The following is a 13,681-nucleotide window of genomic DNA, read 5'->3' on the forward strand; positions in this document are numbered from 1 at the left end:
AGACGTGGTCAAATAGGGTTTAAATATTAATTTTTTTAGAATGAAAACATATGATTCCATAATAATTGGGGCAGGGCAGGCAGGTCCATCACTAGCAGCTACTTTGGCATCTAAGGGAGAAAAAGTAGCATTAGTAGAAAGAAAATGGTTAGGAGGAACTTGCGTTAATGAAGGGTGCACTCCTACTAAAACAATGATTGCCAGTGCTCGCGTAGCTCATGTTCTTAAACGCGCTGCAGAATATGGAATCATGTCTAATGGCGATTTTATAGTCGACATGAAAAAGGTGAAGGCCCGCAAAGATGCCATTGTAAAGAAGTCCAATACGAAACTTGAAAATTGGCTCAATGGTATTCCTAATGTAACCATTTATAGGTACCACGCAAGGTTTTTGGATAACCATACACTTAAAGTAGGCGAAAACGTACTTACTGCACCTAAAATATTCATTAATACTGGAGCAAGAGCACGTCTGCTAGAAGGTGCTCAAGAGGCATTATATTTTACAAGCAGAGATATATTGAATGTTGATTTTGTGCCAGAACATTTAATTATTGTGGGTGGAAGCTATATAGGTTTAGAATTCGCACAAATGTACCGGCGTTTTGGAAGTGAAGTTACCGTAATTGAAATGGGACCCAGGTTAATATTAAGGGAAGACCCAGATACCTCATTAGAGGTTCAAAATATTCTGGAAAAGGAAGGTATAAAATTTAGGTTCAATGCCGAGTGCATAAGGATAACAAAAAAGGGTAAAGAGATTGTTGTTAATGTTGAATGTGATGAAGGTTCACCTACCGTTATCGGATCTCATGCTTTGGTTGCCATTGGACGAGTACCAAATACAGAAGACTTAGGTGTCGAAAACACGAGTCTTCTCTTGGATCAAAGAGGGTATATCAAAGTGAATGATGTGCTAAAAACCAATGTAGAAGGAATTTGGGCTCTGGGTGATGTTAACGGAAGAGGTGCTTTTACACATACCTCGTATAATGATTTTGAGGTAGTAGCGGATCAACTTACAGGAGAAAAGAAAAGAAGCATAACCGATAGAATACTCTGCTATGCTTTATATACAGACCCACCATTGGGTCGAGTTGGCATGACAGTCGCACAAGCATTACAAAAAGGGCATAACATACTCAAAGGCTATCGTCCTTTTAGTAAAATTGCCAGGGCGGTTGAAAAAGGCGAAGATCAAGGGTTTATGCAAGTCATTGTGGATGCCGATACCAAAGAAATATTAGGGGCAACTATATTGGGCATTGGGGCAGACGAGATTGTTCATTTGTTATTGAATGCCATACGGACACACATTCCTTACACGATAATTAAAGAAACCGTTCATATACACCCTACCGTGTCTGAACTTATACCCACCATGTTGGGAGAACTTAAACTACATAATAATAAACACTCATAATATGAATACACATGAAGAATATATGAAGTACGCAATTAAATTGGCACAAATTGCACTTCTACGAGGTGATGAACCAGCTGGAGCCCTTGTGGTCTTCAAAGGGGAGGTCATAGGTACAGGGATAGAGTCTGCTAAAACTAGTAATAATCTAACAAATCGTGCAGAAATCATTGCCATAAATACGGCCATAGAGTTTGTAAATGCCGATGTTCTTAAAGATAGTTTTCTGTATTCAACCAGAGAGCCATGTCTTATGTGTTCCTTTATAATTCGCCATTATAAAATGGACAGGGTAATTTATGGTGTTCCTAATGATTATTATGTAGGCGGTCATACCTCTAGAATTAAAATTTTAGAAACTAAGGATATTCCATCTTGGGGCAATGCACCGGTAATCACAACAGGAGTTTTGAAGGATAACATAGCCGAACTTCGTAATCAACGATTTTCCAGAGTAAATATCAATTGATGTAACAGGTTTGGCAAAAAACTATAGAATCAAAAAAGATGTATTAAGCTACGAAGAGGAAGTGCGTAGATAAAAATTGAATGAAGCAGGAATTAAAATGCTAGCATCTAGATATATAGTGATCTTACACAACTTTGTTATGATTCACCCTGTAACGCCCACTTCGCTTCGAGAGCAATTATTCAATAAGCAATTGAAGCCCTTATGGTGAAATTGCATTCATGTATAAGATCACCAAGAATTAAAAATTATTTAAATGAAACTAATTATGCGTACAGATAAAATTATTTATTGGATTGCCACGGGTTTGATAGTCCTGATCTTTACTTTTTCTGCTGGAGTCTACTTTTTTAACTATGAACGAGTTCACGGTTTTTTTTAAAGTTTAGGCTTCCCTGTCTGGATCATCTATCCATTAGCCGTTTTAAAGATTTTAGGGCTTATCGCTATTTTAACTAAGAAAATCAGACTTTTGAAAGAATGGGCATATGCTGGATTCTTTTATGACGCCCTCCTGGCTTTTACAGCTCACATACTAGCGGAAGATGGAGAATGGCTTCTTTCTTTCCTGGCGTTAATAGCTATTTTAGTGTCTAGAATTTATGAGGATAAAGTTTACCGTGAGATGGATAATGCCTAAACCGAAACGATAGATTTCAATTGAGAAAAGAAACTGGTAGTCGATTTAATACCGTACCCATAAAATTCAGATTTATAGAGATATGGTTACGGAAATTGTAGTGAAAGGTAATTAATATTAATGTTGAAAATATGAGTATTTCTAGGGTCACATTTGAAAATAGAGAAGGAAATTCGTTGTCCGGTATTTTGGAACTACCGGGGAACAGAGATGCACATAACTTTGTATTATTTGCTCATTGCTTTACGTGCAACAAAAACCTCAAAGCCGCGAGCAACATAAGTAAAGCATTGATAGAGCAGGGGTACGGAGTTTTACGTTTTGATTTTACCGGTTTAGGAGAAAGTGAAGGAGATTTTGAAGACACTAATTTTTCTGGAAATGTAGAGGATCTAATCGCCGCATCTGATTATTTATCAAAAAATCAAAAAGCTCCTTCACTTCTTATTGGACATTCTCTAGGTGGGACAGCTTCTATTTTTGCGGCTTCTAGAATAAAGTCTATTAGAGCATTAGCAACGATTGGTGCTCCTTCAAACCCAGTTCATGTTAAGAATTTAATGAAATGCAGCTTACCAGAAATAGAAGAAAAGGGTAAGGCCATAGTAAATTTGAGTGGAAGAGATTTCACGATAAAAAAACAATTTATTGATGATCTGGAGTCCCATTCATTACCACAAATTATCAAAAATTTAGAGAAACCTATTCTGGTTTTGCACTCTCCTCAGGATACTATTGTAGGAATAAAAAATGCAGAAGAGATTTACCTTAGTGCCAGACACCCTAAAAGCTTTATTTCACTAGATGGGGCTGATCATTTATTATCGCGAAAGAAAGATTCGATTTATGTAGGACACGCTATTACTGGATGGGCATCTCGTTATCTTGAAATACCAAGCGAAGAGTCTATATTAAAAAGTGATCATCTAGTAGTGGCTCGTTTGGGAAATTTAGAAAAGTTTACAACACAAATGAAGGTTGGAAACCATTATATGGTTGCAGATGAACCAGAAAGTTTTGGTGGTGATGATTTTGGACCAAGTCCTTATGGTTATATTTCAGCTGGTTTGGCTTGTTGCACAACGATGACCATAAAAGTGTATGTGGCTAGAAAAGGTTGGGATCTTAAGAGTGCAGAAGTTCATGTTAGTCACGCTCGTGTACATAAAGAAGACTGTGAAAATTGCGAAGATTCTTCGGCAAAAATAGATACATTTTATAAAGAGATCAAGCTTGAAGGGAACCTAAGTGAAGAGCAGATTACCAGAATTATGCAAATTGCAGACAAGTGCCCTGTTCATAGAACATTTCAGTCTGAAATCCAGATCATCACTAAGTTGGTATCGTAATATTTTTTTTAAGGATTAAGAAGGACCGGATCGATCAAGAAGATAGACTTTCAAACATTAATAAGCTAACACTTAAAAACAAAAAATAATGACACTTAACAAAATTGGATTGAAATCTAGAGAATCTGGGATTATTTCGAAGAAACTAAATGATTTACTGGCGAACTATCAGGTGTTCTATATGAACTCTAGGGGGTTTCACTGGAATATTAAAGGGAACAAATTCTTTGAGTTACATGCAAAATTTGAGGAATTATATAATGACTCTCTTATTAAGATAGACGAAATAGCCGAGCGAATACTTACTTTAGGATGTACCCCTATTCATACGTATTCTGACTATATGACAATAGCTACAATCGCTGAAGCCAAGAATATTACTAATGGAGATAATGCCACAAAAGAAATCATTAAAGGATTTGAAGTACTGCTTCCGATAGAAAGAGATTTGCTTTCTATCTCTGGGAAACATGATGATGAAGGTACAAATTCCTTGATGAGCGATTATATTAGAGAACAAGAAAAATTAATTTGGATGTTCTCGGCTTATTTAAGTAATTAGAAGAAACAATGACAATAGAAATCGGTTTTTTTGAAATAATATGGTTAAATTGACAATTCATCAAAACTTAATATAAAGAATGTCGCATGACCGGTAAACTTCTCATTGTTGAGGATGAATTTGTAATTGTACAAGATCTTAGAAATATTATATCCGAACTTGGATATGCTGTGATGGGGCATGCCAAATCTGCTGAAGAGGCGATGGGAAAAATAAAAAATGAGATTCCGGATCTGGTATTATTGGATATAAATATCATAGGAGAAGAGACGGGTATAGATTTAGCCAGAAAACTTGAAGATACTTACCAGATTCCTTATATATATATAACATCATATTCTGATCAAGATACGATTAGTCAAATGAATACGACCAACCCCCTGGGTTATATTTTAAAACCTTTTGATGAAAGAGACATTCGAGTAGCATTGGAAATAGGCTTTGCCAAATTGAGTCGCTCTAAGCTATCGTCTTCAGAGGTTAAATCAAAAAGTAATGGTAATAATAATGAGACTGTAATTCCAATAATTGGCGAGAGTGAGGTTCTTCAAAAAGCTTTAAAAAAAGTACAACAAGTCGCGCGAACCGATGTTACTGTTTTAATTCATGGGGAAACCGGAACTGGAAAGGAATTGTTTATGAATGCAGTTCACCAGATGTCTTCCCGCAACCATAAAAAGGTAGTAAAGGTAAATTGTGCGGCTTTGCCAACCGAGTTGATTGAATCGGTGCTATTTGGTCATGAAAAAGGAAGTTTTACCGGAGCTACCGAAAAACGACTTGGTAAATTCGAGTTAGCCGACGGAGGGACTATATTTTTGGACGAGATAGGTGAATTACCTTTATCAAGTCAATCCAAACTATTAAGATGCCTGCAGGAAAAAGAAATAGAAACCATTGGAGGAAATGTTCTAAAGAAAATAGACGTGCGAATCATCGCGGCAACCAATAGAGACCTTTCAAAAGAGGTTCAAGAAGGAAATTTTAGGGCTGATCTTTTTTTTAGATTGAATATATTTCCAATTCACATACCTCCTCTAAGAAAGCGTGAGGATGACATAATTATACTAGCCAATCACTTTTTAAGTCGATTTACCAGGCAGATCAATAAAGAGGTTACTTCTATCTCTGCAGATACTCTTAAAGTATTTATGGGGTACTCCTGGCCAGGGAATGTTAGAGAACTTCAACACTACGTAGAAAGAGGTGTTATCCTTGCTGAAGACAATAAATTGTCTATTGTAATAGAAAATGACGATAGAACACACGAATCGGCTCATCAGAAAGAGTTTCAGTTAAAATCTCTTGAAGAGATGGAACGCGAACAGATCATCCAGACCCTGCAATACTGCAAAGGCAAGATAAGAGGAGAAGGAGGAGCTGCAGAAATTTTGAAACTTCATCCCAATACACTAGATTTTAGGATAAAGAAACTGGGGATTAACAAGACAAAAGAATACAACTAAGAACTTAATTAATTTCATACTGATAAACCAACTTGTTAGTCACAATGGAAAATAAAAATTTATCATATTCTAAAACAGCCTTACTTATACTCATCTTTTTTCAATTTGCGATTTTCAGTAGTTTAGGTCAGCGCCAAGTGCATTCAGAACTAACTATAAAAATTGACAGCTTAAAATCTATTCTACATACTGAAAAATTAGAAGCATCAAAAGCGAATTATATGATTTCACTTAGCAGGCTGTATCTAAATTATAAAGAATATGATGAGAAATATCTAGACAGTGCGAAAGTTTATGCGGATAAAGTAATTGAGCTTGGAGAACAAGTTAAAGACTCAAATATTATTTCAAAAGGAGTAGTTCATCAAGCGATGGTTCTTAATGCCGCAGGCGAATACGACCTTGCAATTAGTACTCTTAATAACTTGATCAAAGAATTAGAACTTGCTTATGAAGAGAAAAGGATTGATAATAAGATAACGATTTCAAAAGTAAATGACAATATCAAGAACCTAAAAACCAAGCAAAAGCAGAACTTTGGCATAGGACTGGCAGTGGGCAGTTTTATCATATTATTTCTCCTGATTGTTTTACTTAGAGTTCTTAACTTAAAACAAGGTGTTCATAAAACGGTGAAGGAAAAATATGAGGAAAACAAACTTTTAATGAAAGAAATTCATCATCGGGTTAAAAACAATTTGCAGATAATACTGAGTTTGTTGAATGCTCAGGCCAATAGTGCTAAGGGAGACGGAAAACTTAGGATGGCACTTATAGAAAGTCAGACCAAAATAAAATCGATGGCAATTATTCATCAAAACTTATATAACTCGAATACCTATACCAAGGTTCGTGTCAATGACTATTTTGAAGAGCTTGTTGAACAAATGCGAAAAACTTTTAAAACCGCAGGAAAAGTAATTCATTTTGAAATTGAGGTTGAAAATAAAGAAATAAATATGTCTCTGGCCGTACCACTGGGACTTATCATTAACGAGTTGGTTACTAATTCGTTTAAATATGCTTTTGATGATAATAGAAATGATAATAAAGTAAATATCAATTTCAAATCTTCAGAAATTCCTGATACATATAGACTGGAAATTTTTGATAATGGAACAGGTTTGCCCAAGGATTTTGATATAAAAACCTTGACTTCTTTTGGAATGCAATTGGTAAAAGGACTGGTTGATCAACTTAATGGAGACATGAAAATTATAGATGGAAATGGTGCAGGTTTTGAAATTTACATACAGGAACCTCAAGCTGCTTAGTTAAAAATAAATTCCTTCTGTAGTAGTTCTTATTAATACCTTTGATTCCCCATTTTCTGAGACAATATTTGTCTTATGTGCGACCGAATAGTTATCTACAATAAGCAGATCTCCTTTTTGCCAGATATGATGGTATTTGGCTTTTTCTTCTGCAAATGCTTGAGCTATTATTTGCATAACTTTGTTAATATCCTTTACTTCTAAGTGTACTTCAGAATTGCAAGGATCAACAATTTCAGAAGCAAATCGGAAGTCAAAATATAAGGTTTTAACTCCTGTAAATGGATGTACCCAGAAAAGTGGGTGCACGACTTTTTCAAAAGCATAGATCGTTTTATAGTTAGCCCATTTTCTTTTAATCTGCTCCGGAAGGTTGTCATAAACACGAATTAAGCTTAAAAAAGACGTACGGTTACCGGATGAGGGAGTTTCGATCATCTGGAATATGCTTAAATATGATGGTTTTTTATGGTAAGATCTATCACTGTGCCATTGCAAACCAGATTGCTTCACATTTGGCCATTTCTTTAAAATTGAAGGATCCGATGGATTTATAGAAGAATATATTGTAGGGGCATCTAATTTTCCAAGTCTTTTTGTTAATTCAACTTGCTCACTCTCCGACCAGTGTCTATTACCTCTTAGAATAACTAAGCCATATTTCAACACTAATGATTTTAATTTTTCGATATGAAAAGCCTTGATTCTATGGATACTGGGTAGATTACATATTTCAACTCCAAAATAGGGGTTGACCCCGTGAACGCTTAAAGTTTTATGGTTTCGATATAGTTTGTTGAATAGTGGCATCAAGCATCTTTTTAAGTAAAACTTTTTCTCAATTTAAGTTGTCTTTTTACTCTGGTAATTAATCTTATAAGAAGATTTGTTTAATTTAAATTGAATTGTAATACTCGGCCGTAACGCTGGTTCTTTTTGATAAACGCATTAATTTTTGGACAGTAAGATATAACTTTGCAGTCTGATTTTCTAAGATGATCTAAGACACGCTCAATTAATGCGTGTAGTACTTCTTCTGCATTAAGCAAATGTTTGGTCATACCTGAAGACAGTAATAGCATAATTCTTTGATTGAACATTTGAAATTCTATGAAAGCCCTTTGATCATTTATTCTAAATTCGAAAAAACTCCTTTCTCCTTCATTGCTTAATATTAACGGTATTATTTCCATTTTAATTGATTTTAGTTGGGCTATCTATGGGATATACTTCATATAAACTAAAACTCATCAATTCAAAACGTATGAAGAAAAATACAAACCCCTAATTATGTATATATCCCATAACAGCCTCTCTGGTTTATACAAAATTCGACCAAATTAACTTTCTATTTTCAGAGAATCTTGCTGTACTATCAAAAAGTTGCGCACTTAATATAAATATGGGCATCTTATTCTTACCTATTATTACAACTGCACGATAAGCCCACTTGTTAGCACATAATTGTTTATACCTCTGTTGGGAGACTTCAGTCCGGCATTGCTGATATGGCGAAATCCTGTTCTTACATCCAGATATACACCAGTTTCAATTTTTATGTTGATTCCGACTAATAGATTGTCAGAAAAAATGAAACCATCCGCCTGATGTGGAAGAGCCTTAGAAACATAATGAGGTCCTGAACTAAACGAAATATAGGTGTTCAAAACACCCTTGATTATGTATTTTCGTAACAACACTCCCATGTTTACACCGAATTCATGACCTTTCAATATATTTTGTGATTCGGCCGAATAACTCAATTCTGTAGTATTATATTGAGGCTGAAAGATAATTTCCAAGTTCATAGTTTTACCACTATACAATGTTCGGTAATATTCGATTTGAAAAAAATAAACCTGATAATTGTATTTTTCTTTGAGTCCAAAACCAGTGGCAAATCCAATTTTGTGTTTTGATTCTAATCCTAATTCTATGCTATTTTGAGCCATAGCACCTCCAATCCAAACGGATATTAAAGATAAACGAACGAAAAAAATAATAAGTAATTTCATGATAAAACCTAAACAATGCGTAACACCGGCATTTAACTTTTTTAGGCATCAAAGGTGGTAAGATTCCTTATTTTCATTTCTCGATTTATATTCGTTTTGTCCAAAAATTGACAAGAAGTACACCTCAGCTTACCCATGTTTGTGCTAAAATCAAAATAGTTTTATTACTCATGTACTACGATACATTGGAGGAATACTAAATATTGTGTTTTTTTGATGTTAAGAGGAAACAAATATTAAAAATAAAAATGTTTACATCATTGATTATCAGATAATTAACTGTATTTAGGTTATAAAATATTTTATGGCATAACGCTTGTCTTGGACAAATAAATAAAACCCAAGATCATGAATTATCTTAATAGTCTAGTCAGAATGACTACTTCCACGAATACGATTAAAAACGTATTACCGTTAAATCCAGTGATTATTTTTCTAGTTAACCAGAACAGCAAATCATTCTCATTGAATAATTCTGATGGATGTTCATATTTCTTCCAATTCAAGGCTAATGATGATTTTTTTAGAACTGTTCCAATTATAATTGGTCAGTATAATGGCGTCTTTGGAAGTCTCGACAAAACAATGGATTTCAATAATTTTGAATCCTTACATTTCATGGAAAACGGCCTAAGCAATCAGTTAGCTTTATATTTAATACAAGAGCTAAGTCAAGAATCTTTTGATAATGGTAGCCCAAATGAGAATATGATTTTTACTTTGGGAGATTATTTGGTTAAATTACTTTGCGAACAAGAACACTTGCGTAGTTGTTTGAAAATGGGAATTACACCGTTTCAGCTAAAAAGTATATGCAGGTATATTGAAAATAAAATTGATGAACCTATTTCCACAAAGGAACTAGCAAGTATCGCTGGGCTTAGCATACATCATTTTATTAGGATGTTTAAAAGAACTACTGGAGAAACACCTCACCAATGCGTAATTCGTATGAAATTAGACCATGCCAAAGAGCTACTTATAGACACAGAAGAAAATATAACTCAGGTAGGAATGTGTGTTGGATTTGATAACCCCAGTCACTTTTCTCAATTGTTTAAGAGCAATTTTGGTATTCCTCCGTTAAAATTCAGAAAAACTTACAGTCAAAACTCTTTAAGTGCTTGATTCTCTTATATTAATATATAAAATGGTTTTATTGTATAACAAAAAAATTACGTAATCAAGTTTTGGGTTTTTATTGCTCCTTGCCATATTGGAAGTATCCTCTCATAGCTAATCAAATCTATAATTATCTTCTCATCATTTTCTTTCGATAATATCATTCTCTCTATACCCCAACTTTCTGGTTGTATATAGTTGTTGTCGGATGTTAGTGCAAATGCGTACGTGGTATTGTTCTTTTCTTTAATAGATGAAGGAAGCCAGTTTTTATCATATTCTGAAGTTGTTTTTCTAGGGGCGAAACAAAACCGATCTATAGTTTGTATTTCGGGATATGTTGGTATAGTATCGATATCAATATTACCTACGATTAACTTATACAATTCTTTAGTATTGGCAGAATTATTATAAAGTACAATTTCATATTTACCTGTATTCAAAAAATTAATTTCATAGGTGTTAAGGTTTTGAAGTATACCATAATGCTTTTTTTCTTTTGGAGAAGTAACATCATAAATACCGTTTTCTAAAAATAATGGGAGCCTAAACTTATAAGAACCTGATAAGATTTCCGAATATGTAGATGGTGGATTTTTATATTCTGTTTTGTCATGAGCAACTATTAACTTGCGCATTTTAGGTTTTTGAATATATTCATTGTTAGGACCCAGGGCATAGGTCCAACGATCGTAATCGATTGCTCCCAAGCTGATGTCTATTTGGCCATTGATAACAGTTTCTGATATAGTACGATATTTAGATAGATCAATTTTGACAACATCTCTCATATGATATTCTGATTCCCAATAAATTTGACTAAAAGCAGGATTGGTACTTATATTTGGATAAGATGTATTAATAAGGCCGTGATTTTGATCCGGTTTTGTTGGATCAGTACCATTCCAATCTACAAACCAACCTTGTCTTGCTTCAGAACCGGCTTGTTCCTGACACAGGGGATTATAAACTTCTGAAGGCATTTCAAACGAAGCATGATACTTAATGTCATTAGAATGTATTTTTATTTCGAATCCCTCACTGGTAGTGCAATTATTTATTAATTCTATATAATCAAAAGATTCACCATTTTCGATTTCCAATGGATTAGAAGAACCTGATTTCAGAATAAGACTCCATCTTGATAATTCGTGTTGACATATCTCAACCTTTTCTTGGGGCGTCAACTCCTCCCAGCTTTTTTTTGGGTTCTGACGGAAATTATTAGATGATTCGACGGTTAATTGTCTGAATGACATTTTTTTAATAGTAGTAATTGTATTGTTATGGTGGTATAATCTAAGTCTTACCATTAAACTTTTGAGATCAATAATTTCAAAACTTATATACTCTATTATTTTGGTTAGATCCGCTCCTCCGTAGATATAAGCCCTAGCTTTTTCAAAAGGTATTTCATTTTTATAATAGGTAAGTATTTCTTCTTTTTTTTCAATAAGCTGCTTTGGGATGAATAACTTAGTTTTATATTCCATGCGGTTGTATTTGATTGATTTTATTGTAGCTATCTGTACGTTATAAAGTTAAAATTAATATATGTAACAGGTAAGCCCAATAATGGGGATTTTATGTAGGAAATAATACTAGCATTATCAACAGAAAATAGTAGCGACTCATCGTTGGTTTTAAGAGAAATATTAAAAATTGGCTTAGTATGATGGTTGTAGTAGGTCATTCATCGTTATGTTTGGCTTATGATTTGTAGTAACCTATAGGGGAAGACAAAAGGAAAAATGGTTCCTGATTATGTCGTTGATATGGAAAAAAGTATTGTCAAAAACTGAATTGATTCTTTGAATTTGAAATAAACGGAACACTTCTGTCAACTAAAAAACAAAAGCCTTGTAAATCAAATGTTTACAAGGCTTTTTGCGGAGAATGAGGGATTCGAACCCCCGGAGGTGTGACCCTCAACAGTTTTCAAGACTGCCGCATTCGACCACTCTGCCAATTCTCCAGTGTTTAGTCTCATCAGGTATTCCCTGAATGCGGGTGCAAATATAAAACCTTTTTTAATTCTAAAAAGAATAATTTTAAAATAATTTTAGAGTAATTTGTTTACATGAAAATATTCTTTGAAAAATATACTATGAATTGAGTATCTTGTGAGCTCATAATTAAATAATTAAATGAAAAGTACTTTAATAATTGTTGGAGCGTTTATAGTTAGTTGCTGTGGAACTTCGCAAAATTCATCTGGAGTTACATCTAAAGTAAACTCAAACCCTAATGTAAGTGGCAAAACATCTGTAGTTACATATGCAGAAAGTATTACTTCTAAGGAGCTTAAAGAGTACTTGTATACTTTTGCAAGTGATGATTTTGAGGGGAGAGATACAGGAGAACCTGGACAAAAAAAGGCAGCAGAATATTTAAAAGAACAATATAAAAAGATGGGGATTCCCTCTCCATTAGGTGGAGATGATTATTTTCAAGAAATACCCGAAAGCTATTTTAGAGGAGGGATTAAATCGTCAGAAAATGTTCTGGCATATATAGAAGGATCAGAAAAACCGGATGAAATAGTAGTACTTTCTGCTCATTTTGATCATGTAGGAGTTGATGCAAATGGAAATGTCTTTAATGGTGCCGATGATGACGGTTCGGGAACTGTAAGCTTGTTAGAAATAGCGGAAGCATTTATGAATGCAAAAAAAGATGGAGTAGGACCTAAAAGATCTATCCTGTTTTTGCATGTTACAGGAGAAGAGAAAGGGTTATACGGTTCTAGGTTTTATACAGAAAACCCAGTTTTTCCTCTAGAGAACACAGTTACCGACCTTAATATTGATATGATCGGAAGAATTGATGGATCTCATCAAGGAGAGGATAAAAGCAATTATGTGTATTTGATAGGTAGTGATAGGTTAAGTTCTGAATTGCACAATATAAGTGAAGAAGTAAACTCTAAATACACAAAATTAGATTTAGATTATACCTATAATGCTAAGAATGATCCAAATCGATTTTATTTTAGAAGCGACCATTACAACTTTGCTAAACATAATATCCCTATCATTTTTTATTTTAACGGAGTACATGAAGATTATCATAAGCCTACAGATACGCCTGATAAGATTGAATATGATTTGATGGCTAAACGGGCTCAGTTAGTCTTTTATACCGCTTGGGAGGTTGCTAATAGAACAGAGCGAATTGTAGTAGATGGGGTTAAGGAAGAAGAATAATCTTAGATTTTAAATGAGTCGTCCTAAAATAAGTTGACAGTTTTAAAATAATTTATATTAAACCAGAGAAGCTAGCTTCTCTGGTTTTTTTGTTATGTACAAAATTAGGTGTTTTCATATTAAGATTTAAGTGTGGTCTTTTGTTATTATAGGTT

12 protein-coding genes, 1 tRNA gene and 1 pseudogene are annotated in these 13,681 nt (G+C 34.0%); 9 read left to right on the forward strand and 5 right to left on the reverse strand.

The features are described from left to right. Window positions 1-40: 40 nt before the first annotated feature. From ABW637_RS13740 to ABW637_RS13770, 7 genes and pseudogenes are all read left to right on the forward strand, one after another. Window positions 41-1,423, forward strand: coding sequence for an FAD-containing oxidoreductase (locus tag ABW637_RS13740; protein ID WP_367585274.1), 1,383 nt, complete (start codon window positions 41-43; stop codon window positions 1,421-1,423). A 1-nt stretch (window position 1,424) separates the two neighbouring features. Then, window positions 1,425-1,892 carry a nucleoside deaminase gene (locus tag ABW637_RS13745; protein WP_367585275.1) on the forward strand — a complete coding sequence of 156 codons (468 nt, stop codon included), beginning with the start codon at window positions 1,425-1,427 and terminating at the stop codon, window positions 1,890-1,892. Between the two features lie 397 nt (window positions 1,893-2,289). After that, window positions 2,290-2,532 (forward strand): annotated as a pseudogene (locus ABW637_RS13750) (DoxX family protein); the annotation flags it as partial. A 131-nt stretch (window positions 2,533-2,663) separates the two neighbouring features. Next, the gene (locus ABW637_RS13755) at window positions 2,664-3,881 is read left to right on the forward strand and encodes a bifunctional alpha/beta hydrolase/OsmC family protein (protein ID WP_367585276.1); all 1,218 of its coding nucleotides are present in this window, start codon (window positions 2,664-2,666) and stop codon (window positions 3,879-3,881) included. Window positions 3,882-3,969: 88 nt separating this feature from the next. Beyond that, the gene (locus ABW637_RS13760; RefSeq protein WP_367585277.1) at window positions 3,970-4,443 is read left to right on the forward strand and encodes a Dps family protein; all 474 of its coding nucleotides are present in this window, start codon (window positions 3,970-3,972) and stop codon (window positions 4,441-4,443) included. 86 nt (window positions 4,444-4,529) lie between these two features. After that, on the forward strand, window positions 4,530-5,909 hold the full coding sequence (locus ABW637_RS13765; protein ID WP_367585278.1) for a sigma-54-dependent transcriptional regulator: 1,380 nt from the start codon (window positions 4,530-4,532) through the stop codon (window positions 5,907-5,909). 44 nt (window positions 5,910-5,953) lie between these two features. Beyond that, entirely contained in the window at window positions 5,954-7,183 is a 1,230-nt protein-coding gene (locus ABW637_RS13770) for a sensor histidine kinase (RefSeq protein WP_367585279.1), read from the forward strand. On the opposite strand, the gene ABW637_RS13775 is transcribed toward ABW637_RS13770, so the two are convergent. From ABW637_RS13775 to ABW637_RS13785, 3 genes are all read right to left on the reverse strand, one after another. Continuing rightward, window positions 7,184-7,993, reverse strand: coding sequence for a TauD/TfdA dioxygenase family protein (locus ABW637_RS13775; protein ID WP_367585280.1), 810 nt, complete (start codon window positions 7,991-7,993; stop codon window positions 7,184-7,186). Between the two features lie 80 nt (window positions 7,994-8,073). Then, window positions 8,074-8,376: an N-acetyltransferase gene (locus ABW637_RS13780; RefSeq protein WP_367585281.1), complete on the reverse strand. Its 303-nt coding sequence runs from the start codon at window positions 8,374-8,376 to the stop codon at window positions 8,074-8,076. Window positions 8,377-8,610: 234 nt separating this feature from the next. Then, entirely contained in the window at window positions 8,611-9,198 is a 588-nt protein-coding gene (locus ABW637_RS13785; RefSeq protein WP_367585282.1) for an acyloxyacyl hydrolase, read from the reverse strand. A gap of 375 nt (window positions 9,199-9,573) precedes the next feature. On the opposite strand from ABW637_RS13785, the gene ABW637_RS13790 reads away from it, so the two are divergent. Next, entirely contained in the window at window positions 9,574-10,326 is a 753-nt protein-coding gene (locus ABW637_RS13790; RefSeq protein WP_367585283.1) for a helix-turn-helix domain-containing protein, read from the forward strand. Between the two features lie 47 nt (window positions 10,327-10,373). Here ABW637_RS13790 and ABW637_RS13795 read toward each other — a convergent pair whose 3' ends face one another. Together ABW637_RS13795 and ABW637_RS13800 are read right to left on the reverse strand one after the other, a co-directional pair. Continuing rightward, on the reverse strand, window positions 10,374-11,813 hold the full coding sequence (locus tag ABW637_RS13795) for a hypothetical protein (RefSeq protein ID WP_367585284.1): 1,440 nt from the start codon (window positions 11,811-11,813) through the stop codon (window positions 10,374-10,376). 397 nt (window positions 11,814-12,210) lie between these two features. After that, window positions 12,211-12,295: transfer RNA gene (locus tag ABW637_RS13800), tRNA-Ser, on the reverse strand. A gap of 172 nt (window positions 12,296-12,467) precedes the next feature. On the opposite strand from ABW637_RS13800, the gene ABW637_RS13805 reads away from it, so the two are divergent. Beyond that, a complete protein-coding gene (locus tag ABW637_RS13805; RefSeq protein ID WP_367585285.1) occupies window positions 12,468-13,526 on the forward strand; it encodes a M28 family metallopeptidase in 1,059 nt (352 codons plus the stop codon). Window positions 13,527-13,681 lie beyond the last annotated feature (155 nt).

The sequence above is a fragment of the Aquimarina penaris genome, assembly GCF_040786285.1.
Taxonomy (GTDB): domain Bacteria; phylum Bacteroidota; class Bacteroidia; order Flavobacteriales; family Flavobacteriaceae; genus Aquimarina.

Coding starts and splice junctions, on each gene's coding strand:
- ABW637_RS13785 (WP_367585282.1), bottom strand. CDS start 9,198: ATGAAATTACTTATTATTTTTTTCGTTCGTTTATCTTTAATATCCGTT.
- ABW637_RS13740 (WP_367585274.1), top strand. CDS start 41: ATGAAAACATATGATTCCATAATAATTGGGGCAGGGCAGGCAGGTCCA.
- ABW637_RS13770 (WP_367585279.1), top strand. CDS start 5,954: ATGGAAAATAAAAATTTATCATATTCTAAAACAGCCTTACTTATACTC.
- ABW637_RS13745 (WP_367585275.1), top strand. CDS start 1,425: ATGAATACACATGAAGAATATATGAAGTACGCAATTAAATTGGCACAA.
- ABW637_RS13790 (WP_367585283.1), top strand. CDS start 9,574: ATGACTACTTCCACGAATACGATTAAAAACGTATTACCGTTAAATCCA.
- ABW637_RS13760 (WP_367585277.1), top strand. CDS start 3,970: ATGACACTTAACAAAATTGGATTGAAATCTAGAGAATCTGGGATTATT.
- ABW637_RS13755 (WP_367585276.1), top strand. CDS start 2,664: ATGAGTATTTCTAGGGTCACATTTGAAAATAGAGAAGGAAATTCGTTG.
- ABW637_RS13775 (WP_367585280.1), bottom strand. CDS start 7,993: ATGCCACTATTCAACAAACTATATCGAAACCATAAAACTTTAAGCGTT.
- ABW637_RS13780 (WP_367585281.1), bottom strand. CDS start 8,376: ATGGAAATAATACCGTTAATATTAAGCAATGAAGGAGAAAGGAGTTTT.
- ABW637_RS13765 (WP_367585278.1), top strand. CDS start 4,530: ATGACCGGTAAACTTCTCATTGTTGAGGATGAATTTGTAATTGTACAA.
- ABW637_RS13795 (WP_367585284.1), bottom strand. CDS start 11,813: ATGGAATATAAAACTAAGTTATTCATCCCAAAGCAGCTTATTGAAAAA.
- ABW637_RS13805 (WP_367585285.1), top strand. CDS start 12,468: ATGAAAAGTACTTTAATAATTGTTGGAGCGTTTATAGTTAGTTGCTGT.